We start from the raw sequence: 18,226 nt of genomic DNA on the forward strand, positions 1-18,226 counted from the left end.
CAGGTCACTCGAAAGGCAGGCTGAATTCCGATTGGCGCAGATCACTGCGCCATGCTTGAAGAATTGTCTGCACGTTTGCCCCGATGCCGTCCATCGAATCAATCTCGATATCGTAAACTCTGCCAGCGTGGATCATGGATTGGTCACGTTGGGCGCTTCCCACCGGACGGTCGCCGCGCAATCGTTCGCGCGCGTTCAACTCGGGAACCGGGCAATGGACAGCTACGAACAGAACATCAAACGGGCGGAAGAGGTCGTGCAAGTCTTTGACCCACCCCGGCGCATCCAGAATATGTTCCAAAATCAGATTGTTGCCCGAGGCCGCATAAGCAGCCAGCGATTGATGAAACCCATCAAAGACAGCTGATCTGTCGTCGGACCAATCGAACTCACCACGGCGATAGCGCTCTAGCGGCAGAACTCCAGAATCGCGCATGTGGTCGATCGAGATATGCCAGAACGGCTTCTCTATCTTCTGCTGCAAAGCCTGTGCGATCGTCGATTTTCCGCTGCTTGATGCGCCATGCAGAAAAATAATGTGCGACATCCTAGGTTGCCTCCCCAAGCCTTGCCCCGTTCAGCCCAGCGGACGCCGTTCACGCCCCGTGCAGGTGGCGCAGTTCCAACTCACGCGCAAACTCGCTGAACCGCACTTGGAATTGCTTGCGGAACTTTGACTGTCCAAGCTTCATGGATTGCAACAGCAACCGCGCGGGCAAGGATTTTGCGGCCAAGGACATCTCAACGCTCAGGCGTGTCCGGCGCGGGGACAGGGCCAGAAAATCTACTGTCGTCAGGCCGGTTATTCCCTTGCTGGCAGCTTCAAACCGCATTTGTGACGGTTTGTCATAGTCCGTCATCACCACCGACATCTGACGCGGCTTTCCACGCAACCTGAATTCCGTTTTCCATTCGGCGCCAGCAGTCACCATTGCATCCGCGCCCAGGCGCCGCACGTCGATGCCACGACGCATCGCCATACGCTCGAACCTCTCGAAATCCGACACCATGTCGAACACCGAATTGATAGGGGCTTCGATATCTTCCCGCGCTGAAAACTGCATAGTGACCTTTGCTGTCTATGGCTTCACCAGTTTTTCCTCAGTCCAGCGTATCCGCAAGCCAGTTCTGAAGCAGAAAATGAGCGATAGCCCCCTTGCGAGCTGGCAACAACCGGGGATGTTCGCCGGCAAACGCCTGCATCATTTCGGATTTGCTGACCCACATTGCCTCTTCGATCTCGACCGGATCGATCACGATGTCGCGCGACAGGGCCTCGCCTGCGCATCCGAACATCAGGGATGCCGGAAATGGCCAGGGCTGGCTGGACAGGTAAGACACCGCACCTACAGGTACGCCTGCCTCTTCCATCACTTCGCGGCGCACCGCTGCTTCCAGCGTTTCGCCGGGTTCGACAAATCCCGCCAGCAAGGAAAACATCCCCTCGGGCCACCCCGGAGATCGTCCCATAAGCACACTGTCCCCATGTGTAATCAGCATGATCACAACCGGATCCGTGCGCGGGAAATGCTGCCCACCGCAAGACGGACAACTGCGCTGCCACCCACCTTGCGACACATCACTGGCTGCGCCGCAGCGGGCACAGAAGCGATGTGTTTCGTGCCAACCGATAACCGCCTTGGCCGATGCGGCCAGTTCGGCATCACGGGGCGACAATCGTGTCATGATCCGGCGAAGTTCGGCAAAGACATGCCCTTCCGGCAAATCCGGGTGCTGCTGTTCGGATCTGTCCACGAACTCTCCCAAGCCGGTCAGGTCCAGCCCCTCTGCCGCCCAAACCGAGATATCCGCCGCAAACAAGGGTGCGCCCTCTGCGCTCAGGCCAAGAAAAAACGGTGCTTCGATTACTCCGCCAGGGCCATCTCTGACCAGCGGGTGGGTCATCTCCGTCAGGGCAAGCTGATCCAGCGCTTCACCCACTACCAGAAGTTTGCCTCGCCACAGCAATATGCATCGCGCGGCAGGGCTGCGCGCCATCTCGGACAGCTTCTCCGAATCCCCACGAATATGCGCTGCCCGATTCAGACCCGAGCCGCCAAAAGTCACCTGCTCTGCGTTTTTCATTGGATTTCCTTCTGGTCTTGCGCCAAGGGCTGCCATGTCTCAGGCCATGTTGCAATGGCAATTCAAAGCGCAAAACGCAGAGACGCGCCGCCGAAAAGCCGCATGGCGGCCTCGGAAAAATCATCTAAATTGCGTTTCGATGATTTTAGCCCATTACCACATTCAAAAGCAGAACAACAAAAGTGAAGCAAAACCCATCGACGCAGGTTCAACCCACGGAAAACCGTGGGCGTATTCGTATTCTTGCCACCTCCGACCTGCATATGCATCTGACCGGTTTTGACTATTACACGGACACACCAGACCCAACACTTGGGTTGACTCGCACCGCCAGCCTGATCCGCAAGGCCCGACACGAGGCCACAGACGCACTGGTGCTGATGTTCGACAACGGGGACTCGCTCCAGGGAACACCGATGGGCGAATGGGCCGTTCGGAACGACACTCCCCATCCGATGATGCTGGCATTCAAGGCACTGGACTATGATGCGATTGGTCTTGGCAACCATGATTTCGGGTTCGGGCTGCCATCATTGGACAAGACCCTTGCACAAGCCCCGTGCCCGGTTCTGTGCGGCAATCTTCATCGGTCAGGAAAAATACAATCATGGCAGCGTTTTGCGATCATTGACCGCATCATACCGGCAGGAAACAAGGGCGTACCCATTCGCGTTGGCGTGTTTTCGGTTCTTCCACCGCAAACAACACGTTGGGAAGAACATAATCTGAACGAAACCGTAGTGGCGGACGACATTGTTGTCGCGGCACGGTCCCTGACGAATTTCTTGCGCGAAAAAGGGTGCGATCTGATCGTGGCGCTCGCCCATTCCGGGCTTGGAAACCCGGACACAGCGGCCGACACCGAGAATGCCGTTATTCCCCTGGCCGCGATTGAGGGCATCGACGCTGTTGTCGCTGGGCACACTCACCTGACCCTTCCCGCACGCACCAGCGCCCAAACCCCGAATGTGGATTACGCGAAAGGGCTGGTGCATGGTACGCCGGTTGTCATGCCCGGCTCGGCAGGCGCATATCTTGGAGTGATTGATTTAGCCGTTACCCTACAGGCCCAGTCGGGGCTGCGTGTTGTTGACAGCCACGCTGAATTGCGCCCGGTTTCCGTGGGCGGCACCGCTATTGGCGAAGACTTGGAAATCGCGCAACTAGTTGAACCCGCACATCAGCAGACCCGTCAGGACATGGCCGCGCCCGTTGCGCGCGTCTCGGACACATTGCACAGCTATTTCAGTTTCTGTGCACCGGATCGTGGACTGACGCTTGTTGCCACCGCACAAGCAGCCGCGTTGCGCCCCTTTTTACACGGCACCGCGCTTGCAGAGCTGCCACTGTTGTCAGCCGTGTCGCCAGCCAAATGCGGCGGGCGCTCTGGCCCTCGGTATTACACGGACGTTCCGGCCGGTGAAATCTGTCTGCGGCACGTTGCGGATCTGCATGTCTTCCCCAATGAGTTGCGCGCGATCCAGATCACAGGCGCGCAGTTGCTGGAATGGTTGGAGATGTCAGCCAGTGCATTCAACCAACAATTCCCCGATGCCGAGGCAGAACTGTTCGACCGGGATCGGGCGGGGTACAATTTTGATATCATCTTTGGCTTGTCCTATCAGATCGACCCGTCGCAACCGCCGCGATACGATGTCGGGGGGCAAATGATCCATCCCGGTCACAGGCGGGTGCATCATCTGACTTGCGCGGGCCAAGCCGTGCGGTCGGATCAGGTGTTTGTCGTTGCTCTCGATAATTATCGCGCAAGCGGTGGTGGACATTTCCCGTATATGTCATCGGCCCTGGCCATCAATCTGCCCGCGCTGGATATCCGGGACATTTTGCGAGACTACATGACGCACCGCCTGCCACCCGACCCATTGGCCCGGCAACCTTATCCGTTCTCTCTGATGCCGAAATCCGGGATGACGACTATTCTTCGGACTGGTCCCGGTGCTTTGAAGTATATTGACGAATTGAACATGCTTGACCCCAAGATTCTAGAACCTGACGAAACCGGTTTTGCACGCATTCGCCTGACGCTCTGACGGGTTGTCATTTGCCGAAGCCTTCCCTATATCCAGAGTCGAGAGGTTGGCGCGGGCGAGCGCCTCGCCAACCTGGTCAGGTCCGGAAGGAAGCAGCCACAACGAGCCCCGCTTGGGTCGATGTCCAACCTCTCACTTTTCGAACCTTAGCCGCAGGAGGGCTTTATGATTGTAGAAAAGACCCTTCGGGCAGCACGGTTCTGACCTCACGGTATCAACTGACTGCCTGAACACATGACCCGGGGATGAGCGATCGCCATCCGTCGGGAGTACTGTTTCTGACGACAGGCAGACCAATGTTTCTTACACTTTCGGACCTGGGATGGTCCTCTCACTTTGCTGCGCAACACGCGGCTTATCCTTCCTGCACACCTTTTCGCATCACTTCCGTTCATCGGGACCGCCTGATCGGGCTGAACCCGGATGGTGAAGTCCCGTTGCTGACCCTCGATCAGTCAACCGGCAGCTATGCCGTTGGCGATTGGGTTCTCACCGACGACGACAAACGCGTGCGCCATTTGCTCGACCGGCGCAGCCTGCTGCACCGACGCGCTGCCGGTTCAGGTGCCGCGACGCAACTGATCGCAGCCAATGTCGATGTGCTGTTCATCGTCAGCTCGTGCAATGCCGATTTCAACCTGCCCCGGCTGGAACGATATCTGGCGCTTGCGCATCAGGCCGGGTGTTACTCGGTCGTTGTTCTGACAAAGGCCGACAAATCAGAGGACCCTGACAGTTTCTCAGGGCAGGTGCAATCACTGGACCCGTTCTTGACGGTTCTGGCGATCAACGCGCTGGACCCAGCAGAAGTTGAAAAGGTTCTGTCCTGGTGCTCCAAAAGCCAAACCGGAGCGCTGGTTGGCTCGTCGGGCGTTGGCAAGACGACACTTGCCAATTCCATGACCGGTCAGGATCTCACTACGTCGGGCATTCGCGAGGATGACGCGCGGGGCCGGCACACAACGACCGCACGCGCACTGCACCAGATGCGCAACGGCGGCTGGTTGATCGATACACCCGGAATGCGCGCGTTGCGCCTGCTGGACGCTCGGGACGGGATCGACGAAGTTTTCTCGGACCTTGCCGAGTTGAGCCGGGACTGCCGTTTTGCGGATTGCCAGCACAACTCCGAGCCCGGATGTGCCGTGCAAACGGCGATCAGTCACGGCACGCTTGATCCGGTGAGACTGGACCGGTGGCGCAAGCTTCGGCGCGAAGATCGGCGCAACTCTGAAACAGTCGCACAGTCCCGCGCGCGGGACAAAGCGTTCGGTAAGATGGTCCGTGGCGTCATGAAGGAAAAGAAACTTCGCAACCGGTGATGGTTGGACGGTGCCCGGCCCGTCCTGCGCCGCGTCTGGTCAAGCGATCAGTCGCGGCCAAACCGCTGCGTTGCGCCGGGCAAATGCTCCGATATGACCAACCTCAGGCAACCCGAAATCGGCGGGGCTGAGCAGGTGACGGTTGGCATCGGGGCCGTAAAGATCCGCAAGCCGCCAAACCGCTTCCGGCGGCACCATCTGGTCGTCCTCGAATGCAAACAAATCCACGGGCACTCCAGTTTCCTCCCAGTGCGCCGCAGGTAAGTCACGCCCGACTTCAGGTACATAGCTTAACGACGCTGTACACCATTTGCGCCACTGCCAATAGACCGATGCCGGCAGGTCCGAGCCAAACCCTATCGCCTTTCCGGGAAGGTAGCCAAGTGCTCGGGCCAAAAGCGGGGCATGGCCGTACCAGAACAACCCTGCCAAACCCCGATAGGGCCACGGATGGTCGCTTAGGGTCACAAGCCCCGAACACACACAGATCATCCGGTCAATCAGATCGATATCCGGTTGTACTGGCCCCAACATCGCGCCGACGGAATGGCCGATGGTCCAGTGTTTCGCATTCGGGTATCGCCGACGCATTTCCGCCCGTGCCGCGGGCATGTCGATCAAGGCCCAATCCGCCATGGTCGCACGCGAATCTTTCAGGCGGCCCGTTAAAGAATACCCATAATCCCTATAGTCATAGGTCAGGCAGGCCATGCCCTTCTCAGCGGCAAGCCATCGTGCGAAATGACGGTAATAATCACGCGGCACACCCGTTGCACTGTTCAGCACGAAGACGATTTCGGGCGAAGTTACCGGGCTATACAATCGGGCGGACAGCGTTTTCTGCCCGGACGGAAAGCGAAACTCCTCGGTCAATACCGTTTGCTCTGTATCCAACATGATCTCTGGCTTTTCGCTTGGTAAATCCGGTTTCCGAACGTCAACACCCTCGACACTATGCATGAACCAACATCGTATCCAGCATGACCAAGCGTCCGGTCAAAAGATCGGCTTGACTCGGTGCGTGCTCAAACGCTAGCGGTTGTGTGATGGTTTCCGGCCTCCACAAGGGGTCGGGATGAAAAGGGAACACGGTGCGGTAATGTCTGTTCATACAGGCAACAACCAAATCCGCGACTGCCCCCGCAACTGTAAGCGGTAAGCGATGCCAAAACACCACTGGCCCAATGGCCGGGAAGGTCGGCAAAGCAATGACCCGCAAGTCAGGAGACCTGCCATCGGAAACAAAACCGAAACTCGGGCGGGGTGTCCGGGCAGGTCTTGACGGCATCACGCTGTCCCACCTGTCCCAAATATCCTGTCCGCCACGCGCGGAGGGCGCAGGATGATCTGGAAGACAAAAACGCATGAATACAGTGCAACAGTATGTCAGCGGACGGGCAAAACCTGCCCCGCTTTGGCGCGGCTGGCGCGCTCGATATCCGAAGCCGTGACACAGGCGACCTTGGCCACAAGTGACGATTTGGAGGTTGAGGGCAGCAGTGAGCTGTCGCATTGCGCCGAAGGATGCCATGCAATTTTCCGCGCGCGATCAGACAGCATTCGTATCTTTTGCGGGACGCAGCCCGAAGCCGCAATTGAGCCCCTGAACGGCTATGCCGACTTGATCTTCGGAAACACGTTCAGTGCGATGCCATCCGGCGTCGTGAAAAACCCACCCTGCGCGATGATCCAGGTTTCCACGATCCGGCCTCGAAAACCCGTTTGCGCGCCCGCGCAGATGTCAATCTGATTCCAGACTGACCCGTGCCTGGGCACGCCGAGAGGCCCAGGCCAGTTGCGCATCCGTTTCGACAGCGCAAGGACGTACCGCCCGCAATCGTTCCAGCGCTGTGTCCGCGCGTTCGCCGCATTCGACCATCAGCCGCAGAACAACCATACCTGACCTGCCACAGCCCCCACGGCAGTGCACCAAAACGCGACCTCCACCTGACAGCGCGTGCCGGGCTGCGGCGCTGACAGACGGCCACGCGTCCTGAATCGCCTGTGTCGGCGCTCCGAAATCTTCGATCGGAAGGTGAACCCATCGGCTGGCGCGGCTTTGAATGTCGCTGCCGAAATCCTTCGCGCCATCCTGAAGCATCTCGACATCCGTTGTCATCGATACAACAAGCCCCGGCTGCCAGGCTGCGATCGTATCCAGATCGCTGAAATAATCCCCGCCACGTCCGGGCATCGAGGTCAGTGCAAGCGTTCCGCCTCCGACTTGCAGGGCGTAGATCACCAGCTGCGACATGAAACGTGTCCTCCCCAAAGAACTCTTTACAAAAATGAGTCATTAAATCTGCTAACGCAGTTTAGTGCGAAAGCGACTCGTTTCTAAATCAAAAATCATCACACCACGCTGTGGACGCGGGCAGCGGTGGCCACTACGCTGTGCCGAAGCACCGAATCCCAACGAGAAGACATGACAGACAGCTCCAGCCCCGCCTATCAGGTTCTCGCCCGCAAATATCGCCCGGAAACCTTTGCCGATCTGGTGGGTCAGGATGCCATGGTGCGCACCCTGAAAAACGCGTTCGCGGCCGATCGGATCGCGCAAGCCTTCATCATGACCGGCATTCGCGGCACCGGCAAAACCACGACCGCGAGGATCATCGCCAAGGGCATGAATTGCATCGGTACGGACGGAACCGGTGGCCCCACAACCGAGCCCTGCGGTCAGTGCGAACACTGTGTCGCCATCATGGAAGGTCGCCATGTCGACGTGATGGAGATGGACGCCGCCAGCCGCACAGGCGTCAACGATATCCGCGAGATCATCGACAGCGTGCGCTATCGCGCCGCCAGCGCGCGTTACAAGATTTATATCATCGACGAGGTTCACATGCTCTCGACCAGTGCTTTCAACGCGCTGCTCAAGACGCTGGAAGAACCGCCCGCGCACGTAAAGTTCATCTTCGCGACCACTGAAATCCGCAAAGTGCCTGTCACAGTACTGTCCCGATGCCAGCGCTTCGACCTGCGCCGGATTGAACCCGAAGACATGATTGGCCTTCTGAGCAAGATCGCCGAAGCGGAAAGCGCCCAGATTGCCGAAGACGCGCTGGCACTGATCACCCGAGCAGCGGAAGGATCGGCCCGGGACGCGACCTCGTTGCTGGATCAGGCGATATCGCACGGGGCTGGCGAGACGACCGCCGATCAGGTCCGTGCAATGCTTGGACTGGCGGACCGTGGCCGCGTTCTGGACCTTATGGATATGATCCTGCGCGGCGACGCCGCGGGCGCACTTACCGAGTTGAGCGGGCAATACGCCGAAGGCGCGGACCCGCTGGCGGTGCTGCGCGACCTGGCCGAGATCACGCACTGGGTGTCTGTCGTAAAGATCACACCTGACGCGGCCCAGGACCCGACGGTTTCTCCGGACGAACGGACCCGGGGCCAACTCATGGCCGAGGCTCTGCCGATGCGGGTCCTGACCCGGATGTGGCAAATGCTGCTGACGGCGCTCGAGGAAGTCTCCGCTGCCCCCAACGCGATGATGGCCGCTGAAATGGCCGTTATCCGCCTGACTCATGTGGCTGATTTGCCCAGCCCCGAAGAGCTGATTAAGCGATTGCAGGATACCCCGCCACCGCCGCAGGGCGGGCCCAACGGCGGCGTGCCCATAGCCAGGCAGGGTGCGGTTCCAACGCAAGCTGGCGCGGCCCATCCGCCTGCCTACGCGTCGCCCCCTCGCAGTGCCGGTGGTGCGCCGGTTGCAGCTCTGGCGCAGGATGCTCAAACAGCCCTTGCGCGGTACCCGACCTTCGACCACGTGGTCGAACTGATCCGGACCAATCGCGACGTGAAGTTGCTGGTTGAGGTGGAAAACGGCGTGCGCCTCGTGTCCTATCAGCCCGGACGAATCGAATTCACACCCGCCGCTCAAGCACCGGCGGATCTGGCTCCACGGCTGGGCTCTGCCTTGCAACGCTGGACAGGAAACCGGTGGGCGGTCTCGATTGTCTCGGATGGGGATGCACCCACAATTGGGGAAGTACGGGACGAGGCCGAGCTGGCACTGAAATCCGAGGCTGAACAACACCCTTTGGTTCAGGCTGTGCTGGCGCAATTCCCCAAGGCGAGAATCACCAATATCGAGACGCCGGAACAACGCGCCGCCAAGGTCGAGACCGAAGCTCTTCCCGAAGTTGAAGACGAGTGGGACCCGTTCGAGGAAGACTGACCTTGCCACCCGTCATCTCGTGTCACAAGTGATACTCATCGACTCTTCCCGTGATTACACCGTTCCACAACGTGAGCGAGGGATTTCATGCGAGCGTCACCACTGCATCCACTTTTCGAATTGATTGTTCACGACATCGACCTGCGCGAAGTTGCAGGTGATACCTTGTATCCTGATATTCGGCAGGCGTTCGAAACCCACTCAGCGTTGCTGTTTCCCAAACAATCAATCCCGGATACATACCATGTTCGCATCGCCGAACTGTTTGGCCGTTGGAGAATAGAAGAGCCGTGGCGGCGGCACACGACTTTGAATTTCAGATTTCCGAACTGACCTAGAAAACAAAAGACAGCCTTTGCTCAAAGGACGATCTGCGCTTGCTGGATTTGCAGGCAAATTTGTTGTGATATGTTGCGGCACACGGACAGTATGTTCCTGCCGACGCCTGCACTGATCAACATTCTGACGGCCAAGGCCGTGCTCCCGTCGGGTAACCCGACCGAGCTCGCATCGACCCTAGCGGCGCGGGCAGATATGCCGGATCAACTGAAAATACACTGAAGGATGCCATTATCTGGCACCGGTTGTCTCATTCCCGATCAAAGATTTCAGCCGATCTGGCCGAACTGTCAAAAATGACCAGATGGCAGGATTGCCAATGGCGCGCGATCTGGCCAAATCCTGTATTCATCGCTTCGCATGCCTTTGCTATCGAAGGGATAGGGCATCATGAAGGTCAGACCCTGCTGGACAACGCAATCACGTTCTGCACGCAGCCCGAACAAGTCTATTCCCACAAGCGGTCAGTCGGCGACGTTCTCATCTGGGACGAACGCGCCACGATGCATCGCGGCCGTCTCTGGAACTAATACCACCCAGGAACCCTGAAATCCATTTGCTGCTCTGTCAGCGACGCCGAAGGTTCAAACCGCGTTCGAAAAAACTAAGAACCAACCCTCCCGCGCCCGCCACGGTCTATCGGCTGCGCCGATACCCCTGAGCGGCCTTGGGCCCGGCAGCGCATGGACCGGGCCCATGCGCTGCCGGGCCCAACGGGAGGAAAGGTCTTGCCAAAGACCTTGACGACGGGCGGGACAACCCTTGTGCGATGTGGCCGCTGCCCGTATCTAGAGCGCAAACGGAGACACAGGAGAATACTATGCTGAAAGGACTCGGCGGGCTTGGCGGTCTGGGCGACATGGCCAAGATGATGAAATCCGCGCAGGACCTGCAAACCAAGATGACCGAGATGCAGGAAGAGTTGAACAACATGATGGTTGTCGGCGAATCCGGTGCTGGCCTGGTCAAAGCAACTGCGACCGCCAAAGGTGAACTCAAAGGTCTGGATATCGATCCGTCCATCTTCAACGGTGACGACAAGGAAGTGGTCGAAGACCTGATCCTGGCCGCCATCAAGGACGCGCAGACCAAGGCCACCGAACGCTCGCAGGCCGAGATGGCAAAACTGACCGAAAGCATGGGCCTGCCCGCAGACATCAAGCTGCCGTTCTGATACACCCTCCTGACGGATCATCGGCCGGGCACCTGGGCCTGGCCCTTTTGCAGGAGCGCCCGGGTTGAGTTCCAACAGCGATATAGACAATCTGATCGACCTGATGGCCAAGCTGCCGGGCCTCGGCCCACGCTCGGCCCGCCGCGCCGTTCTGCATCTGATCCGCAAACGTGCCCTGCTGCTGACACCCCTGTCTGATGCCATGCAGCAGGTCGCGATCACCGCTCGGGAGTGCCTGAACTGCGGAAACGTGGGCACCACCGACATCTGCGATATCTGCGACAACGAGGCCCGCGCAACCGGAGAGTTATGCGTGGTCGAGGACGTCGCCGACCTCTGGGCGATGGAGCGCGCCGGTGTTTTCAAAGGCCGCTATCATGTACTGGGTGGCACGCTGTCGGCGCTGGACGGGGTCGGCCCGGACGAACTGCGCATTCCCCGACTCAGGGACCGGGTCATGGCCGAAGGGATTACCGAGGTCATTTTGGCGCTCAACGCGACCGTCGATGGCCAGACAACCGCCCACTACATTGCAGACCAACTGGAGGGTCAGGTGCGCCTGACCTCTTTGGCCCAAGGTGTGCCGATCGGCGGAGAGTTGGATTATCTGGATGACGGGACGATTACGGCGGCGCTGCGGGCGCGGAAAGAGATCTAAATCAGCTTTGTCAAACCGCACCCCTATTTTTACGCTAATAAGAACAACACCCCTCGGGCATTAAATTGAGGTACGCATCTTGAGCAAGTATCCAGAACTTTTTGTACTGAGACATGGCGAAACCGAGTGGAACACTCAGGGTAAGTTCCAAGGGCGCAAGGATTCTCCGTTGACGGAAAATGGCAAGTCTCAGGCTCGAAAACAAAACGAGATACTCAAACAAGTCCCGGATGCACCATCGCGTGTTTATGCCAGCCCACAGGAACGGGCTAAACGCACCGCGCGTTTGGCAACCTCACCTCATCATGAGGTGATACATGACGATCGGCTTATGGAAATCGCGTTTGGACAATGGGAAGGTGCAACGAGGGGTTTCATCCGAGAGCAAATCGACTGTTCCTATGAAAGCTATCATTGGTATTTTCGCAGCCCGGGCGGAGAGAACTTTGATGACATCTGCGGTCGCGTAGACTCTTTTCTGAAGGAACAGGTTGAGCCAGCGATCATCGTAACCCATGGCGTTACATCATTGGTGCTGAGAGGGCTTTGGTTGGGCCTGGATTTGGACACTCTGCTACGGCTACCGAGAACACAAGGGTGCGTGTTTCACCTTGCTAACGGCGTTGAAACCATATTGAGCTGAGCTCATGGATTGGGCTCGAATTCAGGTTTGTCTCGCTTTCAATACCGGGACAGCCATAGTTCAAAAAAGCAACTTTGGATGATCACTAAACTGCTCTAAGGATAGATAAACTCAGCGAATACTTTGGAGCACTCCTCATGACCCGTCTTCTTGCGCTTGCTTTTGCTACATTTTCTGCCACCGCCGCCCTTTCACAAGAGCTGATCGACAAAGGCTACGTCGAAGGCTGGAACATCATGATGGACCCCGCACTTGGCAACGGGTGCCTGATTCAGACGGTGTATCAGGATCTCTCGGTGGTGCGCCTTGGCTATGACGCACTGGACAATCGCGGGTACTTCGCCGTCTACAACAAGGCTTGGGGCGACATTAAGCAGGGTGAGAGTTACCCGATCCGGTTCGATCTTGACGGCAAAAGCCATGATGCCACGGCCATCGGGTTCAACGAACGCGACGTGCCGGGCGCGACCGTGTTTTTCACCGATCGGAGCTTCGTGAACGCCATCGCTCAGAACAAGACAATGACGGTCTACAATCCGGCAGGTGAGGTGGTGATGGCCATTGACCTCAAAGGGACCGCCAAGGCTTTGGACTATGCGCGGGACTGTCAGAACAAAAAGCTCTAACGAATCGGATCAAAGAGCGCGTCCTTGGCGGTGCAATCACGGATCACGTCCCGACCGCAGGGCACGGAATCCAGATCGCGCGACAGGCACACGCGGACCTCTTCGATATAGCCCTGTTTGCAGGTGATCGTGATCATGTCGCGCTCCAACTCCGGGTTGGCTTTCAGGAATGCCTCCTCGACCACCGAAGCGGGCAGTTTGACGGATGAATCCAGCTTGCGGAACACCTGAGGGCGCTCGACCGCTTCATAAGCCCGCCGGGACAGGGCAAAGTAGTCGGACGCCGACAATCCCGAACATGTGCCGTGTTTCTTCCATTGATGCCAGGCAAGGCCGGAACTGCCCTGAATATCCTCCATTTCCCGCGTCATGCGGCGCGAAGGTGGGCTTGCGGGGGTACGGCAGTAGGACGGCCAGCCCTGATGGAATTGAGGCCACAGCCCGTGCAGAACCCAACCGTGATCATGGCGTGAATCGCATTGATCCGATCCGCGCGCATCTCCTTCGCGGGCGCACCAGTTGGGCGACCAGCTCAGCGACAGAACGTAGTAGTCAAACTCGCCTGCCTTTTCGCCCTCGGCCAGCGCAGCCACCGCGCTGAAGACCCACAAAACTACCCAGCGCATTCGCCTCTTCCCTTCTTGCCTTTGCGCGACTATATACGGGCCAAGTTCCCCGACAACGGAAACCTGCCCCAAGAACCAAGGGGCCGCCGAATTCCGGCGACGGGACAGATGTATGTATAGGAGACGGGCTGATGGCAAAACCGCTTATGGCCAAGGCAACCGCCGTATGGCTGGTGGACAACACCACGATCAGCTTCAAGCAGATCGCGGATTTCGTAGGAATGCACGAGTTGGAAGTGCAGGGTATCGCTGATGGTGACGTCGCCGCCGGCGTAAAAGGCTTTGACCCGATCGCCAACAACCAGCTGACCCAGGACGAGATCGAAGCGGCACAGAACAACCCGCTTCACAAGTTGAAGCTCAAGTTCAACCCGTCAGCCGCTGGCGAAGAAAAGCGTCGCGGTCCGCGATACACGCCGCTGTCGAAACGTCAGGACCGTCCGAACTCGATCCTGTGGCTGGTCAAGTTCCACCCGGAACTCAGCGATGGCCAGATTGCCAAGCTGGTAGGCACCACGAAACCGACCATCCAGTCGATCCGCGAACGCACGCACTGGAACATCTCCAACATGCAGCCGATTGATCCGGTTGCTCTGGGTCTGTGCAAGCAGTCCGAGCTGGACACCGCCGTACAGAAAGCGGCAGCCAAGAAAGCGGCTGAAGGCGGCGTGATGAGCGACGACGAACGTCGCAAGCTGGTGTCGACCGAGCAGTCGCTGGAAATGGACGCAGCGCCGAAGATCCCGACCGCAATTGAAGGTCTGGAAACTTTCTCGCTGTCCGACGAACCGTCCAAAGAGAAAGACGACGGGCCGATCATCGACGCAGACAGCTTCTTCAACCTGCCCAAAGGTGGGGCGGATGAAGAAGACGAAGACGATCTTCGCCCGTAACGCGCAAACAGCCTCGGCCAGAACGGCTGGGGCTTTTTTCACGGACTTGCCATGCTGAATGTTCTATCTGCGGTTTTTGGCCCGCATCGCGCCGTCACAATCTATGCCTTTCTTAAAACGTGGGGGCTTGGCCTGGCTGCCGGTGTTGTCATGATTGCCATCGTTGCGACATTGTTTCTATTGGGAGATGAAGGCGAACACGAGCATGAGGCGTTCCTGATCGTCCCGGTACTGTCTGCAACGCCGGTGAACGGAGACCTGAAGAATGGCGTCGTGGCTTCGGTTCGCCTGCCGGATGGTTCCGCCACGTCGATTACCTCTACGGATGCGCAGGTTTCGCAGACCGTAGGCACGACGGCCTGTGTCGAAAAACGCGTCTATGTCGAAAGCGGTGAAGCCCGGTACCGGTTCAAACTGCCACGTCTCTGCGAAGGCAGTTGATCGACGGAACCGAAGGGATAAAAGCCGCCCGATGCTGACACCGGGCGGCTTTTGCGTTCATACCATTTGAAAGATGATGCCTGCAACGATCGCGCCACCGACGCCCAGGATCAGATAGGTTGCAAAGACGCGCGGTTTGACCAAAGACCAGACCGCGGCCATCGCCGGAATGGAACTGACGGCTCCGGCAACCATGAACGACATGGCCGCACCTGCTGTCATACCTTGCTCCATCAACCCCGCCAGCAGGGGCGGCGCCACGTAGGAGTTCAGGTAGGCCGGCATACCCACCAGCGCAGCAACGATGATCGGCAGCACGCCTTCTCCGCCGACCACGCCGGCAATCAGGTCGGCAGGCACATAGTTAACCAGCAGAGCCTCAAGCACATAGGCCAGCGCAAGCCATTTCAACAGGAACAAACCGTTGTGCATGAATTCCGAACGGAACCGGATCCGACGCGCGGGTTCCTGCCAGAATTTCCAGACCGGTTTGTCGTCCGTTTTCGGACCACACCCGCAGCACCCAGCGGGCTTGTATTCCCGCAGGGGCTGGGCAAACGCACCTTTGCGCATCAGCAGCCGAACCGAGAATCCACCGAACAAACCAAGCGCAACCGCCGCGACGGCTTTACCAATGGCAAAGGGCCATCCCAGCGCACCGGCAGTGATCAAAAGCGTCGGCGGGTCGATCAAGGGTGAACTGAGCCAGAATGCCATGACCGCGGACAACGGAGCACCTAAGGCCAGAAGGCCGGCGATAAAAGGAATGACCTCGCAGGAACAAAATGGTGCAAGACCACCGAACAGAGCGGCCAGAAAGATCATCCGGGTCTCACGCCCCGCAAAGGCGCGCGCCACCATCACCTCTGCGCCGGTCGCCTTGAGGTAGGATAGCAGAAGCACTGCAAACAGAATGTATTGCCCTGTATGTGCCAAGGCTTTGGCTGCAAATGTCACCACCTCGCGCAGATTGCCGGGATCCAGGATTGCTACCGCCGCAAGAATGACAACGATCAGCGTCCAGGGTGTCTTGATCAGGTCCAATACCCCTTTGGCAGTCTCGCGCGGATTCTGTGTCAACTCAGCCATCGTTCGCAGCCTTTCCAACTTCGTCGGCGCAACACTCGCTGAGAATGAATTGCGCAAGATTTCTCAATTCGTCGTAACTGGCCCGGTTGATCGTGGTTCGACCGACCCTTTCCTGTTCGACCACACCACCGGCCGCAAGAAACCGCAGGTGATGGGCCAGGGTCGACGGGGCGATCCCCGTCCGGTCCTGTATCTCGCCAACGGTCAATCCGGCTTCACCGGCCCTGACCAGAGTCTTGAGGACTTTCAGCCGGGCCTCAGAGCCCATGGCAGAAAATCCGGCAGCAGCAGCTTCCCACATCGGTTATCTCCAATAAACTAGATTTCTAGTTATTTAGCCTTAAGGAACTCTCCGGTCAACCTCTCTGTTAAAATATCGTGACTGCGATGTAAGTCCAGATTGCTCCAGCCTTAAGTCCACCCTATAAGCAGGCATGGGGATTTCGGTCGATACATTCTTTCTTGAACTCAATGGTCAGGGCACGTTGCAGGCCCAGATCCAGCAGATGATTGCCGAAGGCATCTTGTCCGGTCGCTTTCACGTCGGAGAAAAACTACCTTCGTCACGCAAACTGGCCGCACATCTGGGTGTCAGCCGAATTACGGTGACGCTGGCGTATACCGAATTGTTGGCCAATGATTATCTGACGGCCAAAGGGCGATCAGGATATTACGTATCGCATAACGCACCGGTCCCTCCCAAGTATTCGCCTGTCCAGCGCGGCACCGAATCCGTTGACTGGGACAAAGCATTGGCACGCCGCTTTCTGGACAGTGACGTTCTGCCAAAACCCAGCGACTGGCGAGAGTACCGTTACCCGTTCATCTACGGGCAGGCCGACCGGACTTTGTTTGACCACGCCAACTGGAGGTTATGCGCCGTCCGCGCGTTGGGGCATAAAGATTTCGATTCACTGACCGGAGATTACGTGGATCAGGATGATCCGTTGTTGATCGAATTTATTGCCCGACACACTCTACCACGCCGTGGCATCGCAGCCCGCCCTGAAGAGATATTGATTACCCTGGGCGCACAGAACGCGCTCTGGCTGGCATCGCGCATTTTGCTGACCCATAACCGTACCGCCGTCATAGAAGACCCTTGCTACTACGCGCTTCGAAGCCTTCTGAACCATTGGGACTGCGCCGTCACACCCTTGAGTGTCGATCGGGACGGATTGCCGCCCGACACGATTCCTGACGAAGCTGACGTCATCTTTACCACCCCCAGCCATCAAAGCCCGACGACCGCGACGATGCCGATCGACCGCCGCAACCAATTGCTAGATCGAGCACGCGATCTCGACGCGATGGTTGTCGAGGATGACTATGAGTTCGAAATGGCCTTTCGGGGTGCGCCTTCGCCGGCACTGAAATCCATGGATCGGGATGGCCGCGTGATTTACGTCGGCAGCTTTTCCAAGTCGCTGTTTCCAGGGTTGCGACTCGGGTACATGGTCGGCTCAGAACCTTTTATCCGCGAGGCACGTGCGCTTCGCTCATTGGTCCTGCGCCACCCACCAGGCCACATTCAGCGCACGGCGGCATATTTCCTGTCGTTGGGCCACTACGACGCGCAAATTCGGCGTATGTCGAAAGCTTTGCAAGAGCGGCGCGACGCGATGGACAAAGCCATCGCGGAAAGTGGGCTGACCGTGGCTGGACGGGGTGTGATTGGCGGTTCTTCAATGTGGATGTCAGCCCCTGAGCATGTCGACACAACGCAACTGGCATTAAGACTGCAAAACCAGGGTGTTCACATTGAACCGGGTGCGTCGTTTTTCTCGGGACCGGACAGGCCACGGAATTTCTACCGCCTTGGCTACTCCTCAATTCCAACTGACCGCATCGCGCCCGGTGTGAAACTGATCGCAGACGCAATTCGGGCCGTTTAAGCACCATCTGGACCTAATCCGGCTTTCGATTTGGCCCTAACGCAGGTCGCACCCTTGCGCCAAAACCATATCAAACGCCGGGCACAGTGCCCGGTTTCACTCACTCTTGGTTGGAGAACACCCACATGAAGATGACGACGGAAGAGGCGTTTGTTAAGGTTCTGCAGATGCACGGGATTGAGCATGCGTTTGGGA

General features: G+C 58.1%; 21 protein-coding genes, 1 other RNA gene and 1 riboswitch. Of the genes, 14 read left to right on the forward strand and 8 right to left on the reverse strand.

Annotation, left to right across the window (positions count from 1 at the left end; translation table 11 throughout):
* Window positions 1-4: 4 nt before the first annotated feature.
* From AC2FFA_RS21030 to nudC, 3 genes are read right to left on the reverse strand one after another with little or no spacing between them, the layout of a single operon-like run.
* Window positions 5-547, reverse strand: coding sequence for a chloramphenicol phosphotransferase CPT family protein (locus tag AC2FFA_RS21030; protein ID WP_496853120.1), 543 nt, complete (start codon window positions 545-547; stop codon window positions 5-7).
* A gap of 49 nt (window positions 548-596) precedes the next feature.
* Window positions 597-1,064, reverse strand: a complete 468-nt coding sequence (locus AC2FFA_RS21035) for an SRPBCC family protein (RefSeq protein WP_117872154.1) — start codon at window positions 1,062-1,064, stop codon at window positions 597-599.
* A 37-nt stretch (window positions 1,065-1,101) separates the two neighbouring features.
* Complete coding sequence (nudC, locus tag AC2FFA_RS21040) at window positions 1,102-2,085, reverse strand: NAD(+) diphosphatase (RefSeq protein ID WP_496853121.1); 984 nt, start codon at window positions 2,083-2,085, stop codon at window positions 1,102-1,104.
* Window positions 2,086-2,267: 182 nt separating this feature from the next.
* Between nudC and AC2FFA_RS21045 the strand changes: the two genes are divergently transcribed.
* The 3 genes from AC2FFA_RS21045 (at window position 2,268) to rsgA (ending at window position 5,458) form a co-directional block, all read left to right on the forward strand.
* Window positions 2,268-4,136, forward strand: a complete 1,869-nt coding sequence (locus AC2FFA_RS21045; protein WP_496853122.1) for a bifunctional 2',3'-cyclic-nucleotide 2'-phosphodiesterase/3'-nucleotidase — start codon at window positions 2,268-2,270, stop codon at window positions 4,134-4,136.
* 39 nt (window positions 4,137-4,175) lie between these two features.
* An RNA gene (gene ffs, locus AC2FFA_RS21050) (signal recognition particle sRNA small type) lies at window positions 4,176-4,274 on the forward strand.
* Between the two features lie 158 nt (window positions 4,275-4,432).
* On the forward strand, window positions 4,433-5,458 hold the full coding sequence (gene rsgA, locus AC2FFA_RS21055; protein ID WP_117872962.1) for a ribosome small subunit-dependent GTPase A: 1,026 nt from the start codon (window positions 4,433-4,435) through the stop codon (window positions 5,456-5,458).
* Window positions 5,459-5,497: 39 nt separating this feature from the next.
* Here the strand turns inward: rsgA and AC2FFA_RS21060 are convergent, their stop codons facing one another.
* Window positions 5,498-6,418 (reverse strand): alpha/beta hydrolase family protein, encoded by a 921-nt coding sequence (locus AC2FFA_RS21060; RefSeq protein WP_496853123.1) that lies wholly within the window; start codon window positions 6,416-6,418, stop codon window positions 5,498-5,500.
* A gap of 70 nt (window positions 6,419-6,488) precedes the next feature.
* A riboswitch (cobalamin riboswitch) is annotated at window positions 6,489-6,709 on the forward strand.
* Window positions 6,710-6,800: 91 nt separating this feature from the next.
* Between AC2FFA_RS21060 and AC2FFA_RS21065 the strand changes: the two genes are divergently transcribed.
* The gene (locus AC2FFA_RS21065; RefSeq protein WP_117872148.1) at window positions 6,801-7,208 is read left to right on the forward strand and encodes a hypothetical protein; all 408 of its coding nucleotides are present in this window, start codon (window positions 6,801-6,803) and stop codon (window positions 7,206-7,208) included.
* On the opposite strand, the gene AC2FFA_RS21070 is transcribed toward AC2FFA_RS21065, so the two are convergent.
* Entirely contained in the window at window positions 7,200-7,712 is a 513-nt protein-coding gene (locus AC2FFA_RS21070) for a protein-tyrosine phosphatase family protein (protein WP_117872146.1), read from the reverse strand. The two genes, AC2FFA_RS21065 and AC2FFA_RS21070, sit on opposite strands and share 9 nt — an antisense overlap.
* Window positions 7,713-7,883: 171 nt before the next feature.
* Here AC2FFA_RS21070 and AC2FFA_RS21075 point away from each other — a divergent pair, with 171 nt between their 5' ends.
* The 7 genes from AC2FFA_RS21075 to AC2FFA_RS21105 all read left to right on the forward strand — a co-directional run bounded on the left by AC2FFA_RS21075 (window position 7,884) and on the right by AC2FFA_RS21105 (window position 13,087).
* Entirely contained in the window at window positions 7,884-9,647 is a 1,764-nt protein-coding gene (locus AC2FFA_RS21075) for a DNA polymerase III subunit gamma/tau (RefSeq protein ID WP_496853124.1), read from the forward strand.
* A gap of 408 nt (window positions 9,648-10,055) precedes the next feature.
* Window positions 10,056-10,208, forward strand: a complete 153-nt coding sequence (locus tag AC2FFA_RS21080; protein ID WP_496720303.1) for a TauD/TfdA family dioxygenase — start codon at window positions 10,056-10,058, stop codon at window positions 10,206-10,208.
* Window positions 10,209-10,282: 74 nt separating this feature from the next.
* Window positions 10,283-10,516: a TauD/TfdA family dioxygenase gene (locus AC2FFA_RS21085; RefSeq protein ID WP_496676615.1), complete on the forward strand. Its 234-nt coding sequence runs from the start codon at window positions 10,283-10,285 to the stop codon at window positions 10,514-10,516.
* A 290-nt stretch (window positions 10,517-10,806) separates the two neighbouring features.
* On the forward strand, window positions 10,807-11,160 hold the full coding sequence (locus tag AC2FFA_RS21090) for a YbaB/EbfC family nucleoid-associated protein (protein WP_171236037.1): 354 nt from the start codon (window positions 10,807-10,809) through the stop codon (window positions 11,158-11,160).
* Between the two features lie 64 nt (window positions 11,161-11,224).
* Window positions 11,225-11,818 carry a recombination mediator RecR gene (gene recR / locus AC2FFA_RS21095; protein WP_496676613.1) on the forward strand — a complete coding sequence of 198 codons (594 nt, stop codon included), beginning with the start codon at window positions 11,225-11,227 and terminating at the stop codon, window positions 11,816-11,818.
* Window positions 11,819-11,897: 79 nt separating this feature from the next.
* Window positions 11,898-12,461: a histidine phosphatase family protein gene (locus tag AC2FFA_RS21100; RefSeq protein ID WP_496676611.1), complete on the forward strand. Its 564-nt coding sequence runs from the start codon at window positions 11,898-11,900 to the stop codon at window positions 12,459-12,461.
* A 137-nt stretch (window positions 12,462-12,598) separates the two neighbouring features.
* Entirely contained in the window at window positions 12,599-13,087 is a 489-nt protein-coding gene (locus AC2FFA_RS21105) for a hypothetical protein (RefSeq protein ID WP_117872136.1), read from the forward strand.
* Here AC2FFA_RS21105 and AC2FFA_RS21110 read toward each other — a convergent pair.
* Window positions 13,084-13,713, reverse strand: coding sequence for a ribonuclease T2 family protein (locus tag AC2FFA_RS21110; RefSeq protein WP_299901691.1), 630 nt, complete (start codon window positions 13,711-13,713; stop codon window positions 13,084-13,086). The genes AC2FFA_RS21105 and AC2FFA_RS21110 overlap by 4 nt on opposite strands.
* Window positions 13,714-13,844: 131 nt before the next feature.
* Here AC2FFA_RS21110 and AC2FFA_RS21115 point away from each other — a divergent pair, with 131 nt between their 5' ends.
* Window positions 13,845-14,606: a DUF1013 domain-containing protein gene (locus AC2FFA_RS21115; protein WP_496853125.1), complete on the forward strand. Its 762-nt coding sequence runs from the start codon at window positions 13,845-13,847 to the stop codon at window positions 14,604-14,606.
* 51 nt (window positions 14,607-14,657) lie between these two features.
* Window positions 14,658-15,047, forward strand: a complete 390-nt coding sequence (locus AC2FFA_RS21120) for a hypothetical protein (RefSeq protein WP_299901687.1) — start codon at window positions 14,658-14,660, stop codon at window positions 15,045-15,047.
* Window positions 15,048-15,104: 57 nt separating this feature from the next.
* On the opposite strand, the gene AC2FFA_RS21125 is transcribed toward AC2FFA_RS21120, so the two are convergent.
* Both AC2FFA_RS21125 and AC2FFA_RS21130 read right to left on the reverse strand, forming a co-directional pair.
* Window positions 15,105-16,136 carry a permease gene (locus AC2FFA_RS21125; RefSeq protein ID WP_496853126.1) on the reverse strand — a complete coding sequence of 344 codons (1,032 nt, stop codon included), beginning with the start codon at window positions 16,134-16,136 and terminating at the stop codon, window positions 15,105-15,107.
* Window positions 16,129-16,437 carry an ArsR/SmtB family transcription factor gene (locus AC2FFA_RS21130; protein ID WP_117872131.1) on the reverse strand — a complete coding sequence of 103 codons (309 nt, stop codon included), beginning with the start codon at window positions 16,435-16,437 and terminating at the stop codon, window positions 16,129-16,131. The genes AC2FFA_RS21125 and AC2FFA_RS21130 overlap by 8 nt, the downstream gene beginning before the upstream one ends.
* A gap of 133 nt (window positions 16,438-16,570) precedes the next feature.
* Here AC2FFA_RS21130 and pdxR point away from each other — a divergent pair, with 133 nt between their 5' ends.
* A complete protein-coding gene (gene pdxR / locus AC2FFA_RS21135; RefSeq protein WP_496676604.1) occupies window positions 16,571-18,031 on the forward strand; it encodes a MocR-like pyridoxine biosynthesis transcription factor PdxR in 1,461 nt (486 codons plus the stop codon).
* Window positions 18,032-18,226 lie beyond the last annotated feature (195 nt).

It is taken from the genome of Ruegeria sp. YTSB088 (assembly GCF_059609825.1).

Excerpts from the sequence above, each read along its gene's own strand:
- AC2FFA_RS21030 (WP_496853120.1), bottom strand. The coding sequence starts at position 547 with ATGTCGCACATTATTTTTCTGCATGGCGCATCAAGCAGCGGAAAATCG.
- AC2FFA_RS21035 (WP_117872154.1), bottom strand. The coding sequence starts at position 1,064 with ATGCAGTTTTCAGCGCGGGAAGATATCGAAGCCCCTATCAATTCGGTG.
- nudC (WP_496853121.1), bottom strand. The coding sequence starts at position 2,085 with ATGAAAAACGCAGAGCAGGTGACTTTTGGCGGCTCGGGTCTGAATCGG.
- rsgA (WP_117872962.1), top strand. The coding sequence starts at position 4,433 with ATGTTTCTTACACTTTCGGACCTGGGATGGTCCTCTCACTTTGCTGCG.
- AC2FFA_RS21060 (WP_496853123.1), bottom strand. The coding sequence starts at position 6,418 with ATGCATAGTGTCGAGGGTGTTGACGTTCGGAAACCGGATTTACCAAGC.
- AC2FFA_RS21065 (WP_117872148.1), top strand. The coding sequence starts at position 6,801 with ATGATCTGGAAGACAAAAACGCATGAATACAGTGCAACAGTATGTCAG.
- AC2FFA_RS21070 (WP_117872146.1), bottom strand. The coding sequence starts at position 7,712 with ATGTCGCAGCTGGTGATCTACGCCCTGCAAGTCGGAGGCGGAACGCTT.
- AC2FFA_RS21075 (WP_496853124.1), top strand. The coding sequence starts at position 7,884 with ATGACAGACAGCTCCAGCCCCGCCTATCAGGTTCTCGCCCGCAAATAT.
- AC2FFA_RS21080 (WP_496720303.1), top strand. The coding sequence starts at position 10,056 with ATGTTGCGGCACACGGACAGTATGTTCCTGCCGACGCCTGCACTGATC.
- AC2FFA_RS21085 (WP_496676615.1), top strand. The coding sequence starts at position 10,283 with ATGACCAGATGGCAGGATTGCCAATGGCGCGCGATCTGGCCAAATCCT.
- AC2FFA_RS21090 (WP_171236037.1), top strand. The coding sequence starts at position 10,807 with ATGCTGAAAGGACTCGGCGGGCTTGGCGGTCTGGGCGACATGGCCAAG.
- AC2FFA_RS21105 (WP_117872136.1), top strand. The coding sequence starts at position 12,599 with ATGACCCGTCTTCTTGCGCTTGCTTTTGCTACATTTTCTGCCACCGCC.
- AC2FFA_RS21110 (WP_299901691.1), bottom strand. The coding sequence starts at position 13,713 with ATGCGCTGGGTAGTTTTGTGGGTCTTCAGCGCGGTGGCTGCGCTGGCC.
- AC2FFA_RS21115 (WP_496853125.1), top strand. The coding sequence starts at position 13,845 with ATGGCAAAACCGCTTATGGCCAAGGCAACCGCCGTATGGCTGGTGGAC.
- AC2FFA_RS21120 (WP_299901687.1), top strand. The coding sequence starts at position 14,658 with ATGCTGAATGTTCTATCTGCGGTTTTTGGCCCGCATCGCGCCGTCACA.
- AC2FFA_RS21125 (WP_496853126.1), bottom strand. The coding sequence starts at position 16,136 with ATGGCTGAGTTGACACAGAATCCGCGCGAGACTGCCAAAGGGGTATTG.
- AC2FFA_RS21130 (WP_117872131.1), bottom strand. The coding sequence starts at position 16,437 with ATGTGGGAAGCTGCTGCTGCCGGATTTTCTGCCATGGGCTCTGAGGCC.
- pdxR (WP_496676604.1), top strand. The coding sequence starts at position 16,571 with ATGGGGATTTCGGTCGATACATTCTTTCTTGAACTCAATGGTCAGGGC.